The sequence below is a fragment of the Pseudomonas sp. GW704-F2 genome (genome assembly GCF_059423025.1).
In genome coordinates, this window is record NZ_JBWKXO010000025.1 from 48,635 (window position 1) to 73,106 (window position 24,472).

At 62.9% G+C, this 24,472-nt stretch carries 23 protein-coding genes and 1 pseudogene; 12 read left to right on the top strand and 12 right to left on the bottom strand.

What is annotated here, in order from left to right; genetic code table 11:
* The first annotated feature begins 5 nt into the window (after nt 1-5).
* The 4 genes from AC07W0_RS20500 (at nt 6) to AC07W0_RS20515 (ending at nt 5,164) form a co-directional block, all read left to right on the top strand.
* Nucleotides 6-779 (top strand): 3-hydroxybutyrate dehydrogenase, encoded by a 774-nt coding sequence (locus AC07W0_RS20500; RefSeq protein ID WP_017846642.1) that lies wholly within the window; start codon nt 6-8, stop codon nt 777-779.
* A 173-nt stretch (nt 780-952) separates the two neighbouring features.
* Nucleotides 953-2,908: an acetoacetate--CoA ligase gene (locus AC07W0_RS20505; protein WP_102618081.1), complete on the top strand. Its 1,956-nt coding sequence runs from the start codon at nt 953-955 to the stop codon at nt 2,906-2,908.
* 139 nt (nt 2,909-3,047) lie between these two features.
* The gene (locus AC07W0_RS20510; protein WP_102618082.1) at nt 3,048-4,856 is read left to right on the top strand and encodes an ATP-binding protein; all 1,809 of its coding nucleotides are present in this window, start codon (nt 3,048-3,050) and stop codon (nt 4,854-4,856) included.
* Between the two features lie 32 nt (nt 4,857-4,888).
* The gene (locus tag AC07W0_RS20515) at nt 4,889-5,164 is read left to right on the top strand and encodes a peptidylprolyl isomerase (protein ID WP_046383114.1); all 276 of its coding nucleotides are present in this window, start codon (nt 4,889-4,891) and stop codon (nt 5,162-5,164) included.
* 105 nt (nt 5,165-5,269) lie between these two features.
* On the opposite strand, the gene AC07W0_RS20520 is transcribed toward AC07W0_RS20515, so the two are convergent.
* The 8 genes from AC07W0_RS20520 to AC07W0_RS20555 form a co-directional block, all read right to left on the bottom strand.
* Nucleotides 5,270-6,178 (bottom strand): sugar kinase, encoded by a 909-nt coding sequence (locus tag AC07W0_RS20520; protein ID WP_102618083.1) that lies wholly within the window; start codon nt 6,176-6,178, stop codon nt 5,270-5,272.
* Between the two features lie 117 nt (nt 6,179-6,295).
* Nucleotides 6,296-7,504 (bottom strand): amino acid deaminase, encoded by a 1,209-nt coding sequence (locus AC07W0_RS20525; protein WP_017846647.1) that lies wholly within the window; start codon nt 7,502-7,504, stop codon nt 6,296-6,298.
* 9 nt (nt 7,505-7,513) lie between these two features.
* The gene (locus AC07W0_RS20530; RefSeq protein ID WP_026139982.1) at nt 7,514-8,278 is read right to left on the bottom strand and encodes an IclR family transcriptional regulator; all 765 of its coding nucleotides are present in this window, start codon (nt 8,276-8,278) and stop codon (nt 7,514-7,516) included.
* A 166-nt stretch (nt 8,279-8,444) separates the two neighbouring features.
* Entirely contained in the window at nt 8,445-8,834 is a 390-nt protein-coding gene (locus AC07W0_RS20535) for a RidA family protein (protein ID WP_017846649.1), read from the bottom strand.
* A 23-nt stretch (nt 8,835-8,857) separates the two neighbouring features.
* On the bottom strand, nt 8,858-9,640 hold the full coding sequence (locus AC07W0_RS20540) for an amino acid ABC transporter ATP-binding protein (RefSeq protein WP_102618084.1): 783 nt from the start codon (nt 9,638-9,640) through the stop codon (nt 8,858-8,860).
* Nucleotides 9,637-10,299 (bottom strand): amino acid ABC transporter permease, encoded by a 663-nt coding sequence (locus tag AC07W0_RS20545; protein ID WP_017846651.1) that lies wholly within the window; start codon nt 10,297-10,299, stop codon nt 9,637-9,639. Before AC07W0_RS20545 ends, AC07W0_RS20540 begins: the two co-directional genes overlap by 4 nt.
* 11 nt (nt 10,300-10,310) lie before the next feature.
* Entirely contained in the window at nt 10,311-10,973 is a 663-nt protein-coding gene (locus AC07W0_RS20550) for an amino acid ABC transporter permease (protein WP_017846652.1), read from the bottom strand.
* A gap of 52 nt (nt 10,974-11,025) precedes the next feature.
* On the bottom strand, nt 11,026-11,874 hold the full coding sequence (locus tag AC07W0_RS20555) for a transporter substrate-binding protein (RefSeq protein ID WP_017846653.1): 849 nt from the start codon (nt 11,872-11,874) through the stop codon (nt 11,026-11,028).
* A 372-nt stretch (nt 11,875-12,246) separates the two neighbouring features.
* Between AC07W0_RS20555 and AC07W0_RS20560 the strand changes: the two genes are divergently transcribed.
* A complete protein-coding gene (locus tag AC07W0_RS20560) occupies nt 12,247-12,609 on the top strand; it encodes a thioredoxin family protein (protein ID WP_046487241.1) in 363 nt (120 codons plus the stop codon).
* Between the two features lie 5 nt (nt 12,610-12,614).
* Here the strand turns inward: AC07W0_RS20560 and AC07W0_RS20565 are convergent.
* From AC07W0_RS20565 to rpiB, 3 genes and pseudogenes are all read right to left on the bottom strand, one after another.
* Nucleotides 12,615-13,907: pseudogene (locus AC07W0_RS20565) on the bottom strand (TerC family protein); the annotation flags it as partial.
* Between the two features lie 376 nt (nt 13,908-14,283).
* Nucleotides 14,284-15,264 (bottom strand): sugar-binding transcriptional regulator, encoded by a 981-nt coding sequence (locus AC07W0_RS20570; RefSeq protein WP_017846656.1) that lies wholly within the window; start codon nt 15,262-15,264, stop codon nt 14,284-14,286.
* A gap of 63 nt (nt 15,265-15,327) precedes the next feature.
* Entirely contained in the window at nt 15,328-15,789 is a 462-nt protein-coding gene (gene rpiB, locus AC07W0_RS20575; RefSeq protein WP_017846657.1) for a ribose 5-phosphate isomerase B, read from the bottom strand.
* Between the two features lie 283 nt (nt 15,790-16,072).
* Between rpiB and AC07W0_RS20580 the strand changes: the two genes are divergently transcribed.
* The 7 genes from AC07W0_RS20580 to dhaL all read left to right on the top strand — a co-directional run bounded on the left by AC07W0_RS20580 (nt 16,073) and on the right by dhaL (nt 23,462).
* Nucleotides 16,073-17,560: a sugar ABC transporter ATP-binding protein gene (locus AC07W0_RS20580; protein ID WP_102618085.1), complete on the top strand. Its 1,488-nt coding sequence runs from the start codon at nt 16,073-16,075 to the stop codon at nt 17,558-17,560.
* Nucleotides 17,557-18,543, top strand: a complete 987-nt coding sequence (locus AC07W0_RS20585; protein WP_017846659.1) for an ABC transporter permease — start codon at nt 17,557-17,559, stop codon at nt 18,541-18,543. Before AC07W0_RS20580 ends, AC07W0_RS20585 begins: the two co-directional genes overlap by 4 nt.
* 37 nt (nt 18,544-18,580) lie before the next feature.
* On the top strand, nt 18,581-19,588 hold the full coding sequence (locus AC07W0_RS20590; protein ID WP_017846660.1) for a substrate-binding domain-containing protein: 1,008 nt from the start codon (nt 18,581-18,583) through the stop codon (nt 19,586-19,588).
* 172 nt (nt 19,589-19,760) lie between these two features.
* Nucleotides 19,761-20,516 (top strand): SDR family oxidoreductase, encoded by a 756-nt coding sequence (locus AC07W0_RS20595; RefSeq protein WP_046383107.1) that lies wholly within the window; start codon nt 19,761-19,763, stop codon nt 20,514-20,516.
* Between the two features lie 27 nt (nt 20,517-20,543).
* The gene (locus tag AC07W0_RS20600; RefSeq protein ID WP_046383106.1) at nt 20,544-21,659 is read left to right on the top strand and encodes an MDR/zinc-dependent alcohol dehydrogenase-like family protein; all 1,116 of its coding nucleotides are present in this window, start codon (nt 20,544-20,546) and stop codon (nt 21,657-21,659) included.
* A 153-nt stretch (nt 21,660-21,812) separates the two neighbouring features.
* Nucleotides 21,813-22,814: a dihydroxyacetone kinase subunit DhaK gene (locus tag AC07W0_RS20605; RefSeq protein ID WP_017846663.1), complete on the top strand. Its 1,002-nt coding sequence runs from the start codon at nt 21,813-21,815 to the stop codon at nt 22,812-22,814.
* A gap of 3 nt (nt 22,815-22,817) precedes the next feature.
* The gene (gene dhaL / locus AC07W0_RS20610; protein WP_017846664.1) at nt 22,818-23,462 is read left to right on the top strand and encodes a dihydroxyacetone kinase subunit DhaL; all 645 of its coding nucleotides are present in this window, start codon (nt 22,818-22,820) and stop codon (nt 23,460-23,462) included.
* A 4-nt stretch (nt 23,463-23,466) separates the two neighbouring features.
* On the opposite strand, the gene AC07W0_RS20615 is transcribed toward dhaL, so the two are convergent.
* Nucleotides 23,467-24,339 carry a LysR family transcriptional regulator gene (locus AC07W0_RS20615; protein ID WP_046383104.1) on the bottom strand — a complete coding sequence of 291 codons (873 nt, stop codon included), beginning with the start codon at nt 24,337-24,339 and terminating at the stop codon, nt 23,467-23,469.
* Nucleotides 24,340-24,472 lie beyond the last annotated feature (133 nt).

The window sequence follows — 24,472 nt, forward strand, 5'->3', positions numbered from 1 at the left end:
TTTTCATGACGAACTTGAACGGCAAGACCGCCCTGGTCACCGGCTCCACCAGCGGTATCGGCCTGGGCATAGCGCTGAGCCTGGCCGAGGCCGGCGCCAACCTGATCCTCAACGGCTTCGGCGACGCCAGCGCGGTGATCGCCCAGGTACAGGCGTTCGGCGGCAAGGTCGGGCATCACCCGGCGGACGTCAGCGACCCGGCGCAGATCGCCGACATGCTCGCCTACGCCGAGCGCGAATTCGGCGGTGTGGATATTCTGGTCAACAACGCCGGCATCCAGCATGTGGCGGCGGTGGACGAGTTTCCGGTGGAGCGCTGGGATGCGATCATCGCGATCAACCTGTCGTCGGTGTTCCACAGCACGCGCCTGAGCCTGCCGGGCATGAAGGCCAAGGGCTGGGGGCGCATCGTCAATATCGCCTCGGTGCATGGCCTGGTGGGTTCGGTGGGCAAGGCCGCCTACGTCGCGGCCAAGCATGGCGTGATCGGCCTGACCAAGGTAGTCGGCCTGGAAACCGCCACCAGCAACGTGACCTGCAACGCGATCTGCCCCGGCTGGGTGCTGACGCCGCTGGTGCAGAAGCAGATCGATGATCGCGCGGCCAATGGTGTCGACCCGCAGCAGGCGCAACATGATTTACTGGCAGAGAAGCAGCCGTCGCTGGAGTTCGTCACCCCGCCGCAACTGGGTGAGCTGGTGTTGTTTTTGTGCAGCGAGGCCGGTGCCCAAGTGCGCGGCGCGGCATGGAACATCGATGGTGGTTGGCTGGCCCAATAGACCAAACACAGAAAATCCAATGTGGGAAGGGGCTTGCCCCCGATGGCAGTGGGTCAGTACCGCATGTGCTAGCTGATACTCCGCCATCGGGGGCAAGTCGAATCGTCGCACCGCCCCTCCCACATTCGAACTCCACTGTTTGGAAGAACTGTACAAGAATAAGAGACGTGCTTATGTCCGAGATCCTCTGGCAACCCTCCGCCGAACGCATCCGTCACACCCGGATGGACCAGTTCCGGCGCTTTATCAATGACCGCTACAGCGTGCAGCTCGACGACTACCCGGCGTTGCACCAGTGGAGCATCGACCAGCGCGCCGACTTCTGGCAGGCGATCGTGGCGTTTTTCGACGTGCAGTTTCGCAGCCCGCCCAGCGCGGTATTGATCGAAGGCGCCGCGATGCCGAGCGCCGAGTGGTTCCCCGGCGCAACCCTGAACTTTGCCGAGCACCTGCTGCGCCGTCGCGACGCTCACCCCGCCGTGGTCGCCATCAGCGAAGACGGCCAGCGCGAGCAACTGAGCTACGCCGAACTGGCCGCCCACGTCGCCGGCCTGCAACGCAGCCTGCGGGCGGCCGGGGTCGGGCTGGGCGATCGGGTTGCCGCGTGCATGCCCAACACCTGGCAAACCCTGGTCGGCATGCTGGCCACCACCAGCTTGGGCGCGATCTGGTCGTGCTCATCGCCAGACTTCGGCACCCAAGGCGTGATCGACCGTTTCGGCCAGATCGAGCCCAAGGTGCTGATCGCCTGCGCCGGTTACCGCTACGCCGGCAAAACCATCGACCAGAGCGCCAAGCTCAACGAGATCCTCGAACGCCTGCCATCCCTGCAGCACCTGATCGTCGTGCCGTATGCCCGGCCCCAGGCGCGGGTCGAGGACTATCGGAGCGACGCCAACGTCGCGCTGTGGAGTGACTTCTACCAACCCGGCGGCACGCCTGAGTTCGTCGCGGTGCCGTTCGACCATCCGCTGTATATCCTCTATTCCAGCGGCACCACCGGCGTGCCCAAATGCATCATCCACGGCACCGGCGGCGTGCTGCTCACCCACCTCAAGGAGCACGGCCTGCATGCGGACCTGTCCCGCGAGGATTGCCTGTTCTACTACACCACCTGCGGCTGGATGATGTGGAACTGGCTGGTTTCGGTACTCGCGCTCGGCGCCACCGCCGTGCTGTATGACGGCTCGCCATTTCACCCTGGCCCCGAGCGCTTGATCGACCTGATCGACGCGGAACGGATCAGCGTGTTCGGCACCAGCCCCAAGTTCCTCGCCACCCTGGAAAAAGCCGGCCTGCAGCCGCGCCTGAGCCATGACCTGAGCAGCCTCAAGGGCCTGATTTCGACTGGCTCGCCGCTGTCGCCGCAGAGCTACGACTACGTGTACCGCGAGATCAAGGCCGAGGTGTGCCTGTCATCGATGTCTGGCGGTACCGATATCGTCTCCTGCTTCGTCATCGGCAACCCGGTGCTGCCGGTACGCCGCGGCGAAATGCAATGCAAGAGCCTGGCGATGGCCATCGAGGTGTGGGACGACCAGGGGCGGCCGTTGCTCGGTGAAAAAGGCGAACTGGTGTGTACCCGGCACTTCCCCGCCATGCCCATCGGCCTGTGGAACGACCCGCAGCAGAGCAAACTGCGCGCCTCCTATTTCAGCCAATTCCCCGGCGTGTGGGCCCAGGGCGACTACGCCGAACAGCGGCCCAACGGCAGCCTGCTGATTCACGGGCGCTCCGACGCGGTGCTCAACCCTGGCGGCGTGCGGATCGGCACCGCCGAGATCTATCGGCAGGTGGAAAAAGTCCCGCAGGTGCTGGAAAGCCTGGCCATTGGCCAACGCTGGCAAGACGATGTGCGAGTCGTGCTGTTCGTGCGACTCGACGATGGCGTCGAGCTGAATGACGCCCTCGAACAGCAGATCCGCCAGGTGATCCGCGCCAACACCACGCCACGCCATGTACCGGCGAAGATCCTCGCTGTCAGCGATATCCCGCGCACCATCAGCGGCAAGATCGTCGAACTGGCGGTGCGCAATGTGGTACACGGCGAACCGGTGAAAAACACCGACGCGCTGGCCAACCCGGAGGCCCTGGCACAGTTTCGCGACCGGCCTGAGCTGGCGCTTTAAGATGAAAGGTTTCAGCGCCAACGCACTCATTTGCAGAAAAAAACCCAATGCATGCTATTTTTCGGGGGTAGTCACCCACCGCTATCCCACCGGATAATCGCTGTTGTCATTTTTCAAAGCGTTACGCTCAGGGCTTTTTATGAAGGAAACATCCACCGGTAGCGAAGCCGCCGCATTGATTGCGCGGCTGGACTGGGCCAAAAACCCGCTCGGTGAGGCCAATGATTGGCCGCAAAGCCTGCGTACCGCCGTGGATATCGTCGTCCACTCGCCGATGCCGATGCAGCTGTTGTGGGGCCGCGAACTCATCCAACTCTACAACGACGCCTTCGCCCTGCTGGCGGGCAACAAGCATCCCGACGCAATGGGCCAGCCGGCGCACCAGACCTGGCCGGAATTGCACAGTTTCACCGCGCCGATCTATGACGCGGTCTTCAGCGGCCAGGTGCGCTCCTTCAGCGAGCAGCGCTTTGTGCTGCAACGCAACCAGCGCGACACCGAGATCTGGCTCGACCTGACCTACAGCCCGATCCGCGATGAACGCGGCAGCGTCGCCGGCATCCTCGTCACCGCCATCGAAACCAACGAACGCCGCCAGTTCACCCAGGAACTGCAACAGCGCTCCGAAGCCAGCCTCAAAGCCCAGCAAAGCACCGAGCAACGCCTGCGCCACCTCAACGAAAACCTCGAAGAGCGTGTGGCCCAGCGCACCCTGGCACTGGCCGAGGCCAACCAGCGCCTGCAAAACGAGATGGTCGAACGCGAACGCGCCGAAGACGCCCTGCGCCACGCGCAGAAGATGGAAGCGGTGGGCCAACTCACCGGCGGCATCGCCCATGACTTCAACAATATGCTCACTGGCATCATCGGCAGCCTGGACCTGATGCAACGCTACATCGCCGCCGGGCGCAGCGACGACATCGGCCGCTTTGCCGACGCCGCCGTGGCCTCCGCCCATCGCGCCGCCGCCCTCACCCACCGCCTGCTGGCGTTCTCGCGGCGCCAGTCACTGGACCGCCGCCCGCTCGACCCGAACCAGTTGGTGGCCTCGCTGGAAGACTTGTTCCAGCGCACCAAGGGCGCGCACATCACGCTCAAGGTGCAACTGGGCCACGATATCTGGCCGGTGAACAGCGACGCCAGCCAGCTGGAAAACGCCCTGCTCAACCTGGTGATCAACGCGCGGGATGCCATGCCCGATGGTGGCGAACTGCTGATCGAAACCGCCAACAGCTACCTCGACGGCACCGACATCTCCACCCCGGAACCGGTCAAGGCCGGTGATTACGTGATGCTCGGCGTGCGCGACAACGGCACCGGCATGGCGCCGAAAATCCTGGCCAAAGCCTTCGATCCGTTTTTCACCACCAAGCCCATCGGCCAGGGCACCGGCCTGGGGCTGTCGATGATCTATGGCTTCGCCCAGCAATCCGGTGGCCATGTGACCCTCCACAGCGAACCGGGCCAGGGCACCTGCGTGCGCTTGTATCTGCCGCGCCTGCACGGCACTTCCCTGGCAAGCAGCTTGCCGGCCAGCCTCAGTGAGGCCGCGCCCGTGGCCCTGGCCGGGGAGGCTGTGGTGGTGGTCGAGGACGACCCGGCGGTCCGCATGCTGGTGGTCAATGTCCTCGATGAACTGGGCTATACCGCGCACCAGGCCGCGGATGCACGCACCGCCTTGCCGCTGCTGGAATCAGACTTGCGCGTGGATTTGCTGGTGACCGACGTCGGCCTGCCGGGCATGAACGGCCGGCAACTGGCGGAAATCGCCCGTCAGCACCGCCCGGGCCTGCGCATCCTGTTCATGACCGGTTATGCGGAAAAAGCCGCCGAACGCCAAGGCTTTCTGGAAGACGGCATGGACATGGTGGCCAAGCCGTTTTCCATCGATGTGCTCGCCACCAAAATCCGCAGCATGATCAGCGTCGACGATCCAGTTCAGGCATAATCGCGCGCCGTCGCACACCCCGGTAGAGAACCATGAAAGCCCAAGCCCGCCATATCCTGGTGAAAACCAGTGAAGAAGCCGAACAGCTCAAGCAGCGCATCGCCAAGGGCGAAGCGTTCGATGTGCTGGCCAAGAAGTATTCCACCTGCCCGTCCGGCAAGCGCGGCGGCGACCTGGGCGAGATCCGGCCGGGGCAGATGGTCGGCGCGATTGATGCGGTGATCTTCAAGAAGCCGCTGCGGGTGGTGCATGGGCCGGTCAAGAGCAAGTTTGGGTATCACTTGGTGCAGGTGTTTTATCGGGATTGAGGGGTTGGCTTTAGGGCGCTATCGGGGGCAAGCCCCCTCCCACAGTTGACCGCATTGCGCTCACTGTGGGAGGGGGCTTGCCCCCGATCCGCCGCAGGCGGCCATTCACCCCCTAGGAATCAACGCCCCCGGCACCTGGATCACCCGGCTCGCCAACCGATGCCCGGCCAAGGCCGCCTCTTGCGGCGAGCCGCCCTTGAGCCGACTGGCCAGGTACGCCGCGCTGAACGAGTCCCCCGCCGCCGTGGTGTCTACCACCGTCTCGACCGGCAACGCCGGCACCGCAAAGCGCTGGCCTGCGCAACGAATCAAACAGTCCTCGGCACCGCGCTTGAGCACGACTTCCGCGACTGCCGGGTACGCCGCGAACACCTGTTCGCTGTCGGCATGACCAAACAATGCGCGCTCGTCATCTTCGGTCAGCAAGGCCATATCCACCTCGGCCAACACTTTGTGATAGGCCGCACGCGCCACCTCGACACTCGCCCACAAACGCGGCCGGTAGTTGTTGTCGAACACCACCCGGCCGCCGCGCCGACGGGTTTCGATCAAGGCCTGCAACAAGCGCTCGCGCCCGACTTCACCGAGCACCGCCAGGGTGATGCCGCTGAAATACACCACGTCATAGCCCGGCAACGCTGCCAGGATCGGAGCGGCGGCGGGCGTGGTGAAGCAGTCGCGCACGGCCGCTTCGTTGCGCCAGTAGAGGAATTTGCGCTCGCCGTTGGCGTCGGTCTGGATGCAGTACAAGCCCGGCAACCGCCCGGGCAGGCGCTGGACCATGCTCAGGCCCAGGCCTTCGTCGGTCCACTGTTGGCACATGGCGTCGCTGAAGCTGTCATCGCCCAGGGCGGTGACGTAGTCGACGTGGCCGAGCGCCCCCAACTCGCGGCGCAGGTACACCGCGGCGTTCAGGGTGTCGCCGCCAAAACTCTGGTGCAGGCTGCCGTCGGCGCGGTGTTGCAGTTCGATCATGCATTCGCCGATGAGGGCGATGCGGGGTGTGGTGTTCATGCCTGTTGTCTCCGGTGCGGCTGATGGCCCCTTCGCGGGCAAGCCCGCTCCCACCTTTGAATGTGTTCACACATCCAAAGGGCGCAGCGGGTTTGCCTGCGATGGAGGCGACGCGGTCTAGAAGCAGGTATGCAGTGACTCGATCACCTGCAGTTGCTCATCCACCAGGCAACCGACCTGCCACTTGTCGAACGTCAGGCACGGGTGGGAAGTGCCGAAGGAAATAATGTCGCCGATGCGCAGTTCAACCCCCGGCGCGACGCTCATGAACGCATGCTGGTCCATCACCGCGGTGACCTTGCACGCGCTCACATCATCGCCTTGCGCCGGCACGATCCCGGCCTTGTAGCGCTTGAGCGGCACCGGCAAACCGGCGTCGTAGGCCACATCGCGCTTGCCCAGGGCGACCACCGCGAAGCCAGGCTCAGGCAACGATTGCACGTGGGCCCAGACTTCCAGCGCCGGGCGCAGGCCTTCGCTGAGGTCGCTGCGCCGGTCGAGCACGCAGCATTGCGCATCTTTGTAGATGCCATGGTCATGGGCCACGTAGCTGCCGGGACGCAGCACGCTGAGGAAACGCCCGGCGGCGTTTTGCGCTTCGAAGGACTCGGCGATCAGGTCATACCAGGCCGACCCCGACGCGGTGACGATGGGCTTGGCCAGATCGAACGAGCCGTTGTTCTGCAGGTCCACCGCCAGGCGCACCAGGCTCGCGGCGAAGTCGCGGATGCCAGTGATGGCGTGTTCGCCGTGGATCACGCCTTCGTAGCCTTCGATACCGGTCAGGGCCAGCGCCGGCTGGGCCTTGATCGCCGTGGCCAGGTCGCGCACCTCCTGCTCGCTGCGGCAACCGCAACGGCCGCCGACCACGCCGTACTCGATCATCACGTTCAGGCGCAGGCCACGGGCGGCGAAGAACAGGCCCAGGTCGGCGACGTTGTCCGGGTGGTCGACCAGGCAGTGGAAGTCGAAGTCTGCGTCGGCCAGCAAGTCGGCGATCAACGCCATGTTCGGCGCGCCCACCAGTTGGTTGGCCATCAACACACGGCGCACACCGCCGGCATAGGCGGCGCGGGTCTGTACCGCGCTGGCCAGGGTGATGCCCCAGGCACCGGCGGCGATCTGGCGCTGGAACAGGGCCGGCATCATGCTGGTTTTGCCATGGGGCGCAAGCTCGGCACCGCTGTTGCTGACAAAGGCCTGCATCCAGCGGATGTTGTGTTCGAGGGCGTCGCGGTGCAGCACCAGGGCCGGCAGGCTGACGTCACGGACCAGATGGGCGCCGACAGCGGCGGCGCCCTTTGCAACGGCGTTGATGGCAGGCATGAACTGCTCCTATTCGTTGATGCGACGGGCCAGGTTGTTGGCGCTTTCGATCAACACCCGGCGATAGTCGTTGTAGTTTTTACTGGCATCGGCGCGGGGCGCGACGATGCACAGGGTCGCAATGCTGATGCCCTGCGCGTCCCGGACCGGGGCGGCAAAGCAATGGGTAAAGGTGTCGGCCACGCTGTCGAAGGAAAAGAAGCCATCGACGCTGGCCTGACGGATCTGTGCGAGGAAGGTCTCCAGCGGCAAGCGCTGGCCGTCCGGCAGGATGAAATCGTCGGGGTCGATCAGGTCGACGATCTGCTGGTCGCTCAAATGCCCCAGCAACAGGCGCCCGGACGCGGTCCACGGGATCGGTGCGTTTTCGCCGATGTCCGAGGAAATGCGGAAATGCCGCTCGCCTTCACGCATCAGCGCCACCGTGTATTTGCGCCCGTTGAGCAGGCACATCTGCGCGGTTTCGTGGGTCTGGCTGACGATTGCCTGCAAGGCGTGGTCGGCCTCGCGGGTCAGGTCGAAATGGCGCAGGTGCGCCTGCCCGAGGAAGTACAGCTGACGGCCGAGGTAGACGTGCCCGTCCTTGCCCACGGTTTCCAGGATGCGGCGTTCCAGTAAGGAGGCGACCAACTCGTAGACCGTGGACTTGGGGCTGCCGATGCCGCTGGCGATATCATTCGGGCGCAGGGGCTGGCCGACTTCCTTGAGGAAATCGAGGATGTCGAATGCACGGTCCAGGCCTTTGGCGCGGCGTTTGATGGTGTCTTCGGTCATGGAAGTTTCGGTCCGCTCGAAATGGTAGGGCTGGCGCAGGTCCACTGTGGGAGGGGGCTTGCCCCCGATGGCGGTGTGCCAGTGGACACATCTGTTGCTGATACACCGCTATCGGGGGCAAGCCCCCTCCCACATTGGATTTACTGTGGTTTCAAGAGTGGGGCATTTAGCCCTTTTTCTTGTAGGCCACGCAATCGATCTCGACCTTGCAATCCACCATCATGTTGGCCTGCACGCAGGCACGTGCCGGGGCGTGTTCGGGGCTGAAGTATTCGCCGAAGACTTTGTTGAAGCTCCAGAAATCCCGTGGGTCTTCCAGCCACACGCCGACGCGCACCACGTCGTTCAAGGCGTAGCCAGCCTCTTCGAGAATCGCCACCACGTTGCGCATCGTCTGGCGGGTTTGCTCGACGATGCCGCCGCTGATGATTTCACCGTCCACCGCTGGCACCTGGCCCGAGACGTAGAGCCAGCCGTCCGCTTCCACCGCGCGGGCGAAAGGCCGAGGCTGGCCGCCGCCGGCGGTGCTGCCGGTGCCGTAACGAGTAATGCTCATAAATAGTGCTCCTTGACTGACAGTTAAAAACGAATGTTCTTCAGGAATTCCGCCAGGCGCGGCGACTGCGGGCGTTCGAAGATGTCCTTCGCCGAGCCCTGTTCTTCAATGCGCCCCTGGTTCATGAAGACGATTTTGTCCGAGACTTCGTAGGCAAAGCGCATCTCATGGGTCACCAGCAACATGGTCATGCCCTCTTCCGCCAGGCCCTTGATCACGCTGAGCACTTCGCCCACCAGTTCCGGGTCGAGGGCCGAGGTGACTTCGTCGAACAGCATCAGGCTGGGGTTCATCGCAATCGCACGGGCGATGGCCACGCGCTGTTGCTGGCCGCCGGACAACTGGCCGGGGAAATGATTGCGGCGTTCCAGGAGCCCTACACGGTCCAACCATTTTTCCGCCAAGGCCACGGCTTCGTCCTTAGGCATTTTCTTAACTTTCAACAAGCCCAGGGTGACGTTCTGCAGCGCCGTCAGGTGCGGGAACAGGTTGAACTGCTGGAAGGCCATGCCGGTCATGGCGCGGTGCTGGGCGATTACCCGCTCCGGGTGGCGCACGCGCTTGCCGGCGACGTCGCTGTAGCCGATGGATTCGCCATCCAGGCTGATCTGACCGCCCTGGAACTCTTCGAGCAGGTTGACGCAGCGCAGCAGCGTGGTCTTGCCCGAGCCGCTGGAGCCGATCAACGTCACCACGTTGCCGCGCTGCATGGACAGGTCGACGCCCTTGAGCACTTCCACCGTGCCGTATTGTTTGCGCAGGCCGCGAATGTCCAGCAGCGGTTGGGTCGTTTGAGGTTGGTTCATGGCAAGGCCACCCGCTTTTCAATGTAGCGCCCGAATAACTCGATGGCGTAGTTGATGACAAAAAACAGAAAACCCGCGAACAGGTAGAACTCCAGGGTCATGAAAGTGCGCGCGATCACCTGCTGGGTACTGAGCAGCAACTCGGCGACACCGATCACCGACAGCAGGGTCGAGGCCTTGACGATTTCCGTGGAGGAATTGACCCAGGTCGGCAAAATCTGCCGCAGCGCCTGGGGCAACAGCACGTAGCCCAGGGACTGGTAGAACGTCAGGCCAATCGCCTTGCCCGCTTCCATTTGCCCGCGGGGAATGGCTTGCAGCGCGCCGCGCACGATCTCCGCGACGTGGGAGCCGCAGAACAGTGTGAGCCCGACCGCACCGGCCTGGAACGCGCTGATCTGCCAACCGAGCGCCGGCAGCATGTAGAAACACGCCAGCACCAGCACAAACACCGGCGTGCCACGGATCAGGTCGACATACAGACGAAACGGCAGACGCATCCAGAATCTGCCGTAGGTCAGGATCAACCCGGCGACGATGCCGATCAGGGTGCCGAAGATAATCGCCAGCGCCGAGACATAGACGCTGGCCTGGAACCCGGCCCAGAGGGTGTCCCGGGCGATCCACAACTCATGCAGCCAGCTGGGGGATTGGTACATGCGAGCCTCTTCTAACGACGGATTGCCAGACGCTGTTCCAAGTAACGGAGCAGCATGGCGATCAGGTAACAGGCGGCCACGTAGAGCGCGGTCGTGACCAGCCAGGTTTCAATCACCCGGTAGCTTTCGACGTTGATCTTGCGGGCGTAATAGGTCAGCTCCGGCACCGCGATCGCGGCGGCCAGCGAGGTGTCCTTGAACAGCGAAATGAAGTTGTTCGACAGCGCCGGCAGTACGTTGCGCAGCATCACCGGCACGGTGATATAGGCGCGGATCCGCCACTCGCCCAGGCCGATGGCCAACCCGGCTTCGCGCAAGCCCTTGGGAATATTCAGCAGCCCGGCGCGGAACACTTCGGTCAGGTAGGCACCGGCGTACAGCGACAGGGTGATGATGAACGACGGGATCTTGTCCAGGCGGATACCCAGGCTGGGCAAGGCGAAGTAGATCAACAGGATCAGCACCAGGATCGGCGTATTGCGCACCACCGTCACATACACCGAGGCCAACAGGCGCAGCGCGCGGTGCTTGGACAGCATGGCAAACGCCATCAGCAGGCCGATCACGCAACCGATGGCGATCGACAGCAGCGCCAATTCGAGGCCGAGCCCCAGCCCCGCCAGCAAGGTGTCGAAGTCGCGCCACACGGCGGCAAAGTTCAACTGATAGTTCATGGTCGACAGTACCTGATGGGGGCGCCGTTCGCGGCGCCCCGGTTTTCACGAATCACTTGAACTCGACGGGGAAACCAATCGCCGGCTCCGGCAGGTCGACGCCGAACCATTGCTTGAACGAGGCCTTGTAGGTGGGGAATTCGACACCGGTCATGGCTTCGTGCAGCGCGGTGTTGACGAAGTTCAGCCAGTCCTGGTCGCCACGCTTGACCGCGCACGCGTAGGTTTGCGGGCTCCAGGCATACGCCGGGCTGCGGTAGCGGCCGGGGTTCTGCACCATCAGGTACTTGACCGAAGACTGGTCGGTGGCGGCCGCATCGGCGCGGCCGGAGTTCACCGCCTGGTACATCAGGTCGACGCTGTCGTACTGGTCGACCTTGGCCTTGGGCAGCGCCTGGTGGACCAGTTCTTCGGCGTAGACGTTTTGCAGCACGGCCACGGTGACACCGTCGCCGGCGGCCTGCAGGTCTTCGATCTCCTTGTACTTGCTGTTGTTCGGCAGCAGCAGGCCGACGCCTTCGCGGTAGTACGGCAGGGTAAACGCCACCTGCTGCGCACGGCTGGCGGTGACGGTAATGAACTGGCAACTCATGTCGACTTTGTCGGTCAGCAGGTTGGGAATCCGCGCGTCGGAGGACTGCACCACAAACTCGACCTTGCTCGGGTCGTTGAACAAACCCTTGGCCACGATGCGGCCGATGTCGATATCAAACCCCTGCAACTTGCCATCCGCTCCCTGGAAGTGCCACGGCGCATTGGTACTGCCTGTACCCACGATCAGATGCCCACGCTTGAGCACATCATCGAGCTTGCTACCCGCCGCCTGCACAGTGCTTGCGAGGGAAGCCGATGCGGCGAAGAGAAAAACACACGCTTTGAACACGGAAGGTCGGTGATGCATGACAAGCACTCCAGGAGTTGTGTATTCCGCTATACCGGAACTTAGTATGTAACAACGGAATAGACAGCAGAAAGTGTGCCATACGCACGAGCGGGAAAATAGGTTGGGAATAAACTCGTTTTAAATCAGCGATATAAACATTCATGCGACACAAGGCGTATCGCCAGCAGGTGCAATCCCTTTGCTACCCAAGGCCCCACACTGCGGTGACAGGCTCACCTGGGCGCACCAGCCTGGCGTTACCGCGCACCATGGCAGTGCGCGCACTTGAACGGGTTCTGACGGGCGTGCGAGCGACCTGTGAAGATTGACAGTAGACGCAGGCGTTCTTCCCACCTAGCGTAAGCGCAGGTACAACATGGAGAAGCCCTCGTGAACTATGTCAACGCGGTGGTTGAGGACAAGGCTGCGTTTGAACGGGAACTGAATACCCCGCAGCCTGTGTTTATCGTGTTCATGTCACATGACTGCACCGCGTGCAGTGACGCGATGCCGCGCTTCATGCGAATCAGCGAGCGTTACAAGGACCAGGCCAAAGTCTTGATCCTTGACTGCGTCAACACGCCCAGGCATCCGCGTGTCGACCGCATTCCGATGCTGCTGATCTACCGCGACCAGGTACTGCTCGACGCCCTCCCCGGCCTTGCCGAAGACGCGCTGGAAAGCGCCTTCGAGCAGTACACCCAAGCCTATCCGGTCACGCCTGTGGCACCAGCCCCCGGAAAACCTGCATGAACCATGGCGTCCGGCAACTCACCGGCAATGGACTCAAGAATATCGGTCATGCTCAACACGCCGATGAACTCACCGCACTCGTTGATCACGAAGGCGATGTGGGTCGAGGCCTGGCGCATCTGTTCCAGGGCGTTGAGGATCGAGCAACTCGCCAGCAAGTTGATTGCCCGGCGCGCCAGTTGCTCAAGGTCCGGTTCGTTACCGGCCAGGTAATCCTTGAGCAATTCCTTCTTATGCACAAAACCTAATGGCTCATCGACAGCACCGTTGCGGATCAACGGCAGGCGCGAGTAGGACGAACGCATCAGTTTCAGGCGGATAGTGTCGCGATCGTCCGCCAAATCGATAAAGTCGACCTTGGCCCGCGGCGTCATCAAGCTGCGGATCGGCCGCGCGGCCAGTTGCAGCACGCCGCTGATCATTACGCGCTCACGTCGGTCGAACAGCGGGCCCTGAGTCACATCCGGTTCACCCAGCAGGTCAGCCACCTCTTCGCCCACCTCGTCCTCCGCCAGGCTGCGACCGCCGAGCAAGCGCATCACCGCATGGGCGGTGCGCTCACGCACGGGCAACACGCCTTGCGCCGACTTCTTGCGCCGTGCCCGGGCAATCTGGTTGAACACCTCGATCAGAATCGAGAAACCAATCGCCGCGTACAGGTAGCCTTTCGGAATGTGGAAGCCCAGGCCTTCGGCGGTCAGGGCGAAACCGATCATCATCAAGAAGCCCAGGCACAGCATGATCACTGTGGGGTGCGCGTTGACGAAGCGGGTCAGCGGCTTGCTCGCGACGATCATCAGGCCGATGGAAATGATCACCGCGATCATCATCACCGCCAACTCATCGACCATGCCCACGGCGGTAATCACCGCGTCGAGGGAGAACACCGCGTCGAGCACCACGATCTGCGCGACAATCGGCCAGAACATCGCATAGGCCACATTGCCCGAGCGTTGCACCACATGGCCCTCAAGGCGTTCATGCAATTCCATGGTGGCCTTGAACAACAGGAACACACCACCGAACAGCATGATCAGGTCACGCCCGGAGAAGCTCTTGTCGAACACCTCGAACAACGGCTGGGTGAGGGTCACCAACCAGGAAATACTCGCCAGCAAGCCCAGGCGCATCAGCAAGGCCAGGGACAAGCCGATCAACCGCGCACGGTCGCGCTGCTCCGGCGGCAACTTGTCCGCCAGGATCGCGATAAACACCAGGTTGTCGATGCCCAGCACCAGTTCCAACACAATCAACGTCAACAGGCCAAGCCAGGCCGTAGGGTCCGCTAACCATTCCATTTATAGAGTCTCTTTATCAGTGTTCAGAATGCCGGGCACGGCAAAGCGCGGTCAGGGGACCGGGAAAGGGTTAACCATTGGAATACGAGGTGCTTCAGCGGGAACAGCAACAACGGTTGTCTTGGGGAAAGACGACTGGGGGGCTCCGAAAGGGCGTTCATGCAAGTCCTGAAATAACAAAAGGACCTCAATCCTACATTCGAAATACAAATTCCCTACAACACAAAACCATTACAAAACCTGTACCCAAACCCCATGTGGGAGGGGGCTTGCCCCCGATGACGGTGTATCAGCCAGCATATGAGTAACTGAAAAACCACTATCGGAAGCAAGTCAAATCGTCGCACCGCCCTCCCACACCTTGACCTGTGGCGTGTCAGGCTTTACGGGTCGCTTCATCCAGCGCCAATATGGTATGAGCATTCGTGACCGTGGTCGCAAGAGTGTTGATCACCCCCGACCGCAACGCCCCCAGCGTGGCCGCCGCCTTGGTGTTCTCGCTGGCAATCGCCACCACATCCGGAATCCGGAACAACTCCTGCACCGTCAGCCCGATCACCCGCCCCTGGATGGCGTTGACCGCCGGCTGCCCGTGGATATCGATAAAGTCATACCCCATCATGTCGCCCACCGTGCCGGACAATCGCGCCTGGGCAATCTCCTGGGGCGAGAACCAGCCCATGCGTACCATGTTGCTGTTCTCGCTCATGTCGCCGATGCCGATCAGCGCAATGTCGGCACGCCGCGCCCGATCGAGGGTCGAGCGCACCGTATCGTTATTGATCAGCACGCCGCGCAGTTCTGGGTTGGCCACCAGGGCCGGCGCGTACAGGCTTTCACTCTCGCCGCCAAAGCGCAGGGCCAGGCGCCGGCAGATATGGTCGGGGTTCATGTATTCGCCAGCCTTGAGCGAACCGCCGATGGCGCAGACAAATGTGCAATTGCGCGTCACCGGCAGGAACACGTTATCGGCCACCGCGCCAACGTTACGGCCCATGCCCACGGCGACGATCATGCCGTCGCTCAAAGTCTTGTTCAGGTAATTGGCCACCAGGCTGGCGACGGCCGAGCGCTGGGTGTCGGGGTCGCTGTGGTCGACGGCGATCAGGGCACGGTCGAGCTTGAAGCGCTCCACCAAAGCGCGTTCCAGCTCATTGTTCATCGCCGGGTGCTGCAACACGCGCACTTCGACAATGCCTTCATCGCGCGCACGTTTGAGCAGGCGGCTGACTTTTGCCCGCGACAGGTCAAAGCGCTTGGCAATAGCTTCCTGAGTGACGTTTTCGAGGTAATAGAGCATCGCCACTTCGGTCATCTGATCGATATCGCTGGCAATGCGCTGGCTACTGTCACTCATGGGGACGGGCTTCCGTTTCGGCGTCAAAGGCACATTCTCCCGACTCTTGCCCCGCCACGTCCACTACTGATGCCCATCGCGCTCGATCGCATTGATGCGCGCGACCTTGGCCCCGGAACGCGCCGCCTCGAACTCCGAGGCCAGGAATGCAGTGACGATGCTCTTGGCCAGCTCGGCGCCGATCACCCGTGCGCCGATGGACAGGATCTGTGCATCGTTGCTCTTGCGCGCGCGCTCCGCCGAGTACGTGTCATGGGCCTGCGCCGCGCGAATCCCCAACACCTTGTTCGCCGAGATGGCCATGCCGATCCCGGTGCCGCACACCAGCACGCCCAGGCGCTGCTGCCCGGCATTGATGGCATTGGCCACGGCCAGCGCGATGTCCGGGTAGAGCACTGGCGCGGTGGAATGGGTGCCGAAGTCGGTCACTGGGTAGCCCAGCGTCTCGATATGGCGCTTTAACAGCTCTTTGAGCTCAAAACCCGCTTCATCGCATCCGATAGCCACCGGGAAAGGTGTGTTCATGGCGTCTGGCTCCGCTGCCGAGGTCGTACTTATGACTGATCAGATGATCACTCAGTGAAATATCGTTCAGTCATTTCGCGGGCATCACCCCCTCTCTGTCAAGCATGATTTAACTGACCCGGCAGTCAAAGCGGTCTAGAAAGGCGTTATTGGCGAAAAACATCAGAATCCCAGCTTTTACATGAAAGAGATTGACTGATCAGAATTTCATTTGATACACATATGCTCACAGCGAAACATGACTGTGCGACCTAATAAGAATTCACAGCACGAGGACACGCCGATGGCCACGCCATTACTGCTCCAGGCTGAACACGTCGCCAAGGCTTACGCCGGTATCCCTGCCCTGCGTGACGGGCGCCTCTCTCTGCGTGCCGGCAGCGTCCACGCCCTGTGCGGCGGCAATGGCGCGGGCAAGTCGACGTTCCTGAGCATCCTGATGGGCATCACCCCGCGCGACGCCGGCACCATCCTGCTCAACGGCACAGCGGTGCAGTTCAACCGCCCGAGTGAAGCCCTGGCATCGGGGATCGCAATGATCACCCAAGAGCTGGAACCCATCCCCTACATGACCGTCGCCGAAAATATCTGGCTGGGCCGCGAACCACGCCGCGCAGGCTGCATCGTCGACAACAAGGCCCTGAACCGGCACACCCGCGAGCTGCTCGAAAGCCTGGAGTTCGACGTCGACGCCAGCAGCCCGATGCACCGCCTCAGCGTGGCGCAGATCCAACTGGTGGAAATCGCCAAGGCGTTCAGCCATGACTGCCAAGTGATGATCATGGACGAGCCTACCTCGGCCATCGGCGAGCACGAAGCGCAGACCCTGTTCAAGGCGATCCGCCGCCTCACCGCCCGTGGCGCCGGCATCGTGTATGTGTCGCACCGCTTGAGCGAACTGGCGCAGATTGCCGATGACTACAGCATCTTCCGAGACGGCGCCTTCGTGGAAAGCGGGCGCATGGCGGATATCGACCGCGACCATTTGGTGCGCGGCATCGTCGGCCAGGAACTGACGCGCATCGACCACAAGGTCGGCCGCGAATGCGCCGCCGCCACCTGCCTGCAGGTCGACAACCTGAGCCGTAAAGGCGAGTTCCACGACATCAGCCTGCAACTGCGCCAGGGCGAGATCCTTGGCATCTATGGCCTGATGGGTTCGGGGCGCAGCGAGTTCCTCAATTGCATCTACGGGCTGACGGTAGCCGATTCCGGCAACGTCACCCTGCAAGGCAAGCCCATGCCGGTCGGGCAGCCCAAGGCAACCATCGACGCCGGCATGTCGCTGGTCACCGAAGACCGCAAAGACAGCGGCCTGGTGCTGACCGGCAGCATTCTGTCGAACATCGCCCTGTCGGCCTACAAACGCCTGTCGAGCTGGTCGCTGATCAACGCGCGCAAGGAAACCCGCTTGGCCCAGGACATGGTCAAGCGCCTGCAGATCAAGACCACCTCCCTGGAACTGCCGGTGGCCTCCATGAGCGGCGGCAACCAGCAGAAAGTCGTGCTCGCCAAATGCCTGTCGACCGAACCGGTGTGCCTGCTGTGCGACGAGCCCACTCGCGGCATCGACGAAGGCGCCAAGCAGGAGATCTACCACCTGCTCGACCAGTTCGTGCGTGCCGGCGGCGCCGCCATCGTGGTGTCGTCGGAAGCCCCGGAACTGCTGCACTTGAGCGATCGCATCGCCGTATTCAAAGGCGGCCGGCTGGTGACCATCAGCACCGACACCGCCCTTTCCCAGGAAGCCTTGTTGAGTCTTGCCTCATGAATGCCAAAACCCTGTCCACCCCCGCCACCTCCATCACCGCCGCGCCGCGCAATCGCCTGCGCCTGTCCCTCGACCGCTTCGGCCTGCCGCTGGTGTTCATCCTGCTGTGCGTGGTGATGGCGTTTTCCAGCGAATACTTCATGACCTGGCGCAACTGGATGGACATCCTGCGCCAGACCTCCATCAACGGCATCCTCGCCGTGGGCATGACCTACGTGATCCTGACCAAGGGCATCGACCTGTCCGTGGGTTCGATCCTCGCGTTTGCCGGACTGTGCAGCGCGATGGTCGCGACCCAGGGTTACGGCCTGCTGGCGGCAGTGAGCGCCGGGATGTTCGCCGGGGCGATGCTCGGCGTGGTGAATGGCTTCATGGTCGCCAACCTGTCGATCCCGCCGTTCGTGGCCACCCTCGGCATGCTCAGCATTGCGCGCGGCATGACCTTCATCCTCAACGACGGCAGCCCGATCACCGACCTGCCGGATGCCTACCTGGCGCTGGGCATCGGCAAGATCGGCCCGATCGGCATCCCCATCATCATCTTTGCCGTGGTCGCGCTGATCTTCTGGATGGTGCTGCGCTACACCACTTACGGCCGCTATGTGTACGCGGTGGGCGGCAATGAAAAGAGCGCGCGCACCTCCGGCATCGGCGTGCGCAAGGTGATGTTTTCGGTGTACGTGGTCTCGGGCCTGCTCGCCGGACTGGCCGGCGTGGTGTTGTCGGCGCGCACCACTTCCGCCCTGCCCCAGGCTGGGGTGTCCTATGAGCTGGACGCGATTGCCGCCGTGGTGATCGGCGGCACCAGCTTGTCGGGCGGCACCGGCAGCATTGTCGGCACGCTGTTCGGCGCGCTGTTGATCGGCGTGATCAACAACGGGCTGAACCTGCTCGGCGTGTCGTCCTATTACCAGCAGGTCGCCAAGGGCCTGATCATCGTGTTCGCAGTACTGATCGACGTGTGGCGCAAGAAAAAACGCTAGAGAACGACCCAACTACAACAATAACGGAGTTCCCCTCATGAAACTTGGTACCACCTTGGCCGCCGTGGCGGCCCTCTCCCTGCTCGCCAGCAGTATCGCCGTGGCCGCCGACGGCAAGACCTACAAGGTCGGCGCAGCCGTCTACGGCCTCAAGGGCCAGTTCATGCAGAACTGGGTCCGCGAGCTCAAGGAACACCCGGCGGTCAAGGACGGCACCGTGCAATTGACCGTGTTCGACGGCAATTACGACGCCCTGACGCAGAACAACCAGATCGAAAACATGGTGACCCAGCACTACGACGCGATCCTGTTCGTGCCCATCGACACCAAGGCCGGCGTCGGCAGCGTGAAGCAGGCCATGAGCAACGACGTGGTGGTGATCGCCTCCAACACCAAAGTGGCCGACGCCGCCGTGCCGTATGTGGGCAACGACGACGTCGAAGGCGGCCGCCTGCAGGCCCAGGCCATGGTCGACAAGCTCAACGGCAAGGGTAACGTGGTGATCATCCAGGGCCCGATTGGCCAGTCGGCGCAGATCGACCGGGAAAAAGGCGAGCTGGAAGTGCTGGGCAAGCACCCCGGCATCAAGATCATCGAGAAAAAAACCGCCAACTGGGACCGCGCCCAGGCCCTGGCGCTGACTGAAGACTGGCTCAACGCCCACCCCAAAGGCATCAACGGCGTGATCGCGCAGAACGACGACATGGCCCTGGGCGCTGTGCAGGCCCTGAAGTCCCACGGACTGACCTCCAAGGACGTGCCCGTCACCTCGATCGACGGTATGCCGGATGCGATCCAGGCGGCGAAGAAAGACGAAGTCACCACCTTCCTCCAGGACGCCCAGGCCCAGTCCCAAGGCGCATTGGACGTGGCATTGCGCGCCCTCGCCGGCAAGGACTACAAACCGCAATCGGTGATCTGGGAACGTTATGCCAAGGACGTGAAATGGGCCGACGGCACCGCCAAGACCTACATCCTGCCGTGGGTGCCGGTGACCAACGCCAATGCCGACGCGCTGTACCAACAAGTCAGCGGCGGCAAGTAGCTACTGGCTTGAAACACACTCAAGTGTGGGAGCAAATGTGGGAGCAAATGTGGGAGGGGGCTTGCCCCCGATAGCGGTGCACCAGTGATAGATCAGGTGACTGACACACCGCCATCGGGGGCAAGCCCCCTCCCACATTGAATCTCCAGTGCTATTAAAAGAGGAGTCATTCATGTCTGGATTCTGGAACCAAGCCTTCGACCTCACCGGCCGTTGCGCGGTGATCACCGGCGGTGCCGCCGGCATCGGCCTGGCCTGCGCCAGCCTGCTGGTCGAACGCGGCGCGCGGGTGGCGCTGCTGGACCGCGACCCGGCGGTGGTGGCCGTGGCCGCCGGCCTCGGCGCCGAGCATCTGGGCATTGCCGTCGATCTCAGCCAGATCGACCAGGTGCAACACAGCGTCGACCGGGTTTTCGCCCACTTCCAACGCCTCGATTACCTGATCAACAGCGCCGGCGTGGCCTTGCTGGACAAGGCCATCGACGTCAGCGAAAGCGCCTGGGACACCACCCTCGACATCAACCTCAAGGCCAGCTTCTTCGTCGCCCAGGCCTGCGCCCGGCACATGCTCGCCCAGGGCGGCGGGCGCATCGTCAACCTGGCCTCCCAGGCCGCGGTGATCGGCCTGGACCGGCATGTCGCGTATTGCGCGAGCAAAGCGGCCATCGTCGGCATGACCAAGGTATTGGCCATGGAATGGGCGCCACAGATCAACGTCAACGCCATCTCCCCCACCATCGTCGAGACCGCGCTGGGCAAACAGGCCTGGGCCGGCGAAGTCGGCGAACGGGCCAAATTGCAGATCCCGGCGGGCCGCTTTGCCCAGCCGGAAGAAATCGCCGGGCTGGCGCTGTACCTGCTCAGCGACGCGGCGCAAATGATCACCGGCGCCAACATGGTGATCGACGGCGGCTACAGCATTCAATAATTCATCTATTTGTCGTGAGGTTTTGTCATGTCCACCGTTACCGAACGCACGCCCGAGCAACTCACCCCGATCATCCCGAAAACCATGCAGGCCGTGGTCTGCCATGGCCCGGAAGACTACCGCCTGGAAACCGTCGACGTGCCCACCCCCGGCCCCGATGAAATCCTCACCAAGGTCGAGCTGTGCGGCATTTGCATGGGCGACATCAAGACCTATCGCGGCGCCCCGTCGTTCTGGGGCGACGCCGAACAACCGCGCTACGTCAAACCGCCGATGATCCCCGGCCACGAATTCGTCTGCCGCGTGGTGGCCCTCGGCCCCGGCGCGGAAAAGCGTGGGGTGAAGGTCGGCGACCGGGTGATCTCGGAACAGATCGTGCCGTGCTGGGGCTGCCGCTTCTGCAACCACGGCCAGTACTGGATGTGCCAGAAACACGACCTGTATGGCTTCCAGAACAATGTGCAGGGCGCCATGGCGCAGTACATGATCTTCACCAAGGAAGGCATCATCCATAAAGTGCCGGACTCGATTGCGCCGGACGAGGCGATCCTGATCGAACCGCTGGCCTGCTCGCTGCACGCGGCGGAACGCGCCAATGTGGATTTCGACGACGTGGTGGTGGTCGCCGGCGCCGGTACGCTGGGCCTGGGGATCATCGGCGCGGTACGCATGCGCAATCCGAAAAAACTGATCGTGCTCGACATGAAACCCGAACGCGCCGCCCTCGCCCTGCGCATGGGCGCCGACGAAGTGTGGAACCCGGCCGAGGTCGACGTGCTGGCGAAGATCCGCGCAATCACCGACGGCTACGGCTGCGACATCTATATCGAAGCCACCGGTCATCACAAGGCCGTCAACCAGGGCCTGGCGATGCTGCGCAAACTCGGGCGTTTCGTTGAGTTCAGCGTGTTCAACGACGAGGCTACGGTGGATTGGTCGATCATCGGCGACCGCAAGGAACTGGACATCCTCGGCTCGCACCTGGGGCCGTACATGTACCCGCGCGCCATCGACTTTATCGGCAACCGCAAGATCGACATGCGTGACGTGGTGACCCACAAGTTCGCCCTGGCGGACTTCAAGGAAGCGTTTGCGGTAATGGAACGAGGCGACAAATCACTCAAGGTCGTCCTCGAACCCTAAGCACACCACACATCCCAATGTGGGAGGGGGCTTGCCCCCGATAGCGGTGGCTCAGTAATTGATGAGCTCACTGTCACGCCGCCATCGGGAGCAAGCCCCCTCCCACACTGAACAGCTGTGAACCCATAAAACAAGAACACAGGAACCCGCGTTATGAATCGAGTCATCAACGATCCGGACCACGTGGTCGAGGACATGCTGCGCGGCATCCTGGTCGCGCATCCGCAATTGCGCCAGTACGAAACCAATCCACGGGTCATCGTCAAAGCCAAACCGTCGGGCCAAGGCTGCGTCGGCATCGTCACCGGCGGCGGTTCGGGCCATGAGCCGGCCTTCCTCGGCTACGTCGGCCCCGGCCTGGTCGACGCCGTGGCCGTCGGCGAGATCTTTTCCTCGCCCACCGCCAAGAGCTTCTTCGATGCGTTCCGCGCCGCCGACCACGGCGCTGGCGTGGCCTGCCTGTACGGCAACTATGCCGGCGACAACATGAACGTGAAGCTGGCAATGAAAATGGCCGCCAGCAAAGACATGCGTATCCGCACCGTGGTCGCCAACGACGACGTGGCGTCCGCGCCCAAGGCCGAGATCGCCAAGCGGCGCGGCGTGGCCGGGGAAATCTTCATGTGGAAGATCGGCGGTGCCGCCGCTGCCCAGCACTACGACCTCGACGGTGTGATCCGCGTCGCCCAGAAAGCCGTCGACCACTGCCGCTCGATCGGCATCGGCCTCACCCCCTGCACCATTGCCGCGGTGGGCAAGCCGAACTTCGAGATTGCGGACGGCCAGATGGAACTGGGCATCGGCCATCACGGCGAACCGGGCATCGAAGTCATCCCGATCGAACCCGCCGCCGCCATGGCCGAGCGCATGCTCGCGCCGATCCTCGCCGACCGCGACTTCAGCCAGGACGACAGCGTGGTGGTGCTGGTCTCCGGCCTCGGCGCCACGCCGGTGATGGAGCTGTATATTTTCTACGCCGAGGTGGAACGCCAACTCACCGCCAAGGGTTTGAAGATCCACCGTTGCTACGTGGGCAACTACTTCACGTCCCTGGAAATGATGGGCGTGACCCTGACCCTGCTCGGCCTCGACACCGAGCTGAAAACCCTGATCGACCAACCCTGCCGTTCCATCGGCATGACCCAGGCGGAGTGAACCATGAGCGAGCATTTTTCCACCCGCGACGGCAGCGCCATCGTCGCCGACCTGGTCAGCGTGATCGTGGCCAACCGTGAGTACCTCAGCGAAATCGACGGTGCGATTGGCGACGGCGACCACGGCATCAACATGGCCAAGGGCTTCGCCCATTGCGGGCGTGCGATCGAAGGCCGCCAACTGAGCCTGGCCGAAGCCCTGGACGAACTGACCCTGAGCCTGATGGAAGGCATCGGCGGCTCCATGGGGCCGTTGTACGGTAGCCTGTTTATCGGCATGGCCGATGAAGTGCGCGGCTGCGAAGACATCGACGCGGCCACCTTCGCCCACCTGCTACGCGGCGGCCTGACCTCGTTGCAGGACATCACCGAGGCCGGCGTGGGTGACAAGTGCCTGATGGACACCTTGATCCCGGCGGTCGAAGCGTTCGAGCGGGCCCATGCACAGGGGGCGTCCTTCGGCGATGCGCTCGACGCGATGAAAACCGCCGCCTCACAGGGGCGCGACTCGACCAAGGACCTGGTGGCCAAGATCGGCCGCGCCAGCCGCCTGGGCGAACGCTCGCTGGGCGTGCTGGATGCCGGCGCGGTGTCGTGCTGCCTGATCCTCACCCGCCTGGCCGATTCCGTGCAGCCGCGGCTGGTGTAACGCTTCAGGCTGGCGCTTGTTTGACCTGCTGGATATACCGCGCCACCGCCGGCGCTTGCTCGAAGCGCCGGTGAATCAATGACAGCCACGACGCCGCCTCACTGCCCTGGATACTGCGATAGACCACGCCCGGCAGACTCACATGCCCGACCACCGACGCCGGCACCACGGCCACGCCCTGCCCCAACGACACCAATGCCACCACCGCGACCAACCCGCCCGGCTGCGGCCCCAGGCGCGGCGCATAACCGCCTTGGGCGGCGACGTGCAACGTGCCGCTGATCTGCTCCGGCAGGATAAACGTCTCGTTTTGCAGATGCTCGCAACCGATGCCCTTCAAGCCCAGTAACCAGGAATCCTGGGGCAGCGCCAGCACGAAACCTTCGCGGTGCAGGCGTACCGCCTCCACGCCATCGGGCAACGTCATCGGCGAACGGATGTAGCCTATGTCGTAGCGCCCATCCGCCACCGCGCCGGGCAAGGTCGCCATCGCACATTCGCGCACGTTCACGCTGACGTCGGGAAACGCCTGGCTGAACCCGTGCATTTGTCGCTGCAACAGCCCGGAATACACCGCCGAAGCCACGTAGCCCAATTCGATGTGGCCGGTCTCGCCACGCCCGGCACGCTGGGCACTGCGCTGGGCAAATTCGAATTGACGCACGGTGGCTTCGGCCTCGACCAACAGCGCGGCGCCGGCTTCGGTCAGGCTGACTTCGCGCTGCTGACGGATAAACAAGCGCGTGCCCAGGCTGGTTTCCATGTCCTGGATCTGCCGGCTCAAGGTCGGCGGTGCGATGCCCAGTTGCTCGGCGGCGCGGGTGAAGTTGCGCTGTCGGGCCACGGCCAGGAAGTAGCGAAAATGGCGGATGTCCATACGAGGATTAGCTCAAAGGTAATGAAGTGCTTCGCCGTGGCTAACAAAGGCAGCAGCGTGCGGGGATAAGCTCAAGGTACTTCAACAGTAGAGAGCCCTTGCGATGTCCGTCAACTGTCTTTTCCATATTGCC

Excerpts from the sequence above, each read along its gene's own strand:
- AC07W0_RS20580 (WP_102618085.1), top strand. The coding sequence starts at position 16,073 with ATGGCCACGCCATTACTGCTCCAGGCTGAACACGTCGCCAAGGCTTAC.
- AC07W0_RS20535 (WP_017846649.1), bottom strand. The coding sequence starts at position 8,834 with ATGAGCATTACTCGTTACGGCACCGGCAGCACCGCCGGCGGCGGCCAG.
- AC07W0_RS20525 (WP_017846647.1), bottom strand. The coding sequence starts at position 7,504 with ATGCCTGCCATCAACGCCGTTGCAAAGGGCGCCGCCGCTGTCGGCGCC.
- rpiB (WP_017846657.1), bottom strand. The coding sequence starts at position 15,789 with ATGAACACACCTTTCCCGGTGGCTATCGGATGCGATGAAGCGGGTTTT.
- AC07W0_RS20500 (WP_017846642.1), top strand. The coding sequence starts at position 6 with ATGACGAACTTGAACGGCAAGACCGCCCTGGTCACCGGCTCCACCAGC.
- AC07W0_RS20505 (WP_102618081.1), top strand. The coding sequence starts at position 953 with ATGTCCGAGATCCTCTGGCAACCCTCCGCCGAACGCATCCGTCACACC.
- AC07W0_RS20510 (WP_102618082.1), top strand. The coding sequence starts at position 3,048 with ATGAAGGAAACATCCACCGGTAGCGAAGCCGCCGCATTGATTGCGCGG.
- AC07W0_RS20605 (WP_017846663.1), top strand. The coding sequence starts at position 21,813 with ATGAATCGAGTCATCAACGATCCGGACCACGTGGTCGAGGACATGCTG.
- dhaL (WP_017846664.1), top strand. The coding sequence starts at position 22,818 with ATGAGCGAGCATTTTTCCACCCGCGACGGCAGCGCCATCGTCGCCGAC.
- AC07W0_RS20590 (WP_017846660.1), top strand. The coding sequence starts at position 18,581 with ATGAAACTTGGTACCACCTTGGCCGCCGTGGCGGCCCTCTCCCTGCTC.
- AC07W0_RS20600 (WP_046383106.1), top strand. The coding sequence starts at position 20,544 with ATGTCCACCGTTACCGAACGCACGCCCGAGCAACTCACCCCGATCATC.
- AC07W0_RS20520 (WP_102618083.1), bottom strand. The coding sequence starts at position 6,178 with ATGAACACCACACCCCGCATCGCCCTCATCGGCGAATGCATGATCGAA.
- AC07W0_RS20595 (WP_046383107.1), top strand. The coding sequence starts at position 19,761 with ATGTCTGGATTCTGGAACCAAGCCTTCGACCTCACCGGCCGTTGCGCG.
- AC07W0_RS20615 (WP_046383104.1), bottom strand. The coding sequence starts at position 24,339 with ATGGACATCCGCCATTTTCGCTACTTCCTGGCCGTGGCCCGACAGCGC.
- AC07W0_RS20540 (WP_102618084.1), bottom strand. The coding sequence starts at position 9,640 with ATGAACCAACCTCAAACGACCCAACCGCTGCTGGACATTCGCGGCCTG.
- AC07W0_RS20550 (WP_017846652.1), bottom strand. The coding sequence starts at position 10,973 with ATGAACTATCAGTTGAACTTTGCCGCCGTGTGGCGCGACTTCGACACC.
- AC07W0_RS20515 (WP_046383114.1), top strand. The coding sequence starts at position 4,889 with ATGAAAGCCCAAGCCCGCCATATCCTGGTGAAAACCAGTGAAGAAGCC.
- AC07W0_RS20545 (WP_017846651.1), bottom strand. The coding sequence starts at position 10,299 with ATGTACCAATCCCCCAGCTGGCTGCATGAGTTGTGGATCGCCCGGGAC.
- AC07W0_RS20570 (WP_017846656.1), bottom strand. The coding sequence starts at position 15,264 with ATGAGTGACAGTAGCCAGCGCATTGCCAGCGATATCGATCAGATGACC.
- AC07W0_RS20555 (WP_017846653.1), bottom strand. The coding sequence starts at position 11,874 with ATGCATCACCGACCTTCCGTGTTCAAAGCGTGTGTTTTTCTCTTCGCC.
- AC07W0_RS20530 (WP_026139982.1), bottom strand. The coding sequence starts at position 8,278 with ATGACCGAAGACACCATCAAACGCCGCGCCAAAGGCCTGGACCGTGCA.
- AC07W0_RS20585 (WP_017846659.1), top strand. The coding sequence starts at position 17,557 with ATGAATGCCAAAACCCTGTCCACCCCCGCCACCTCCATCACCGCCGCG.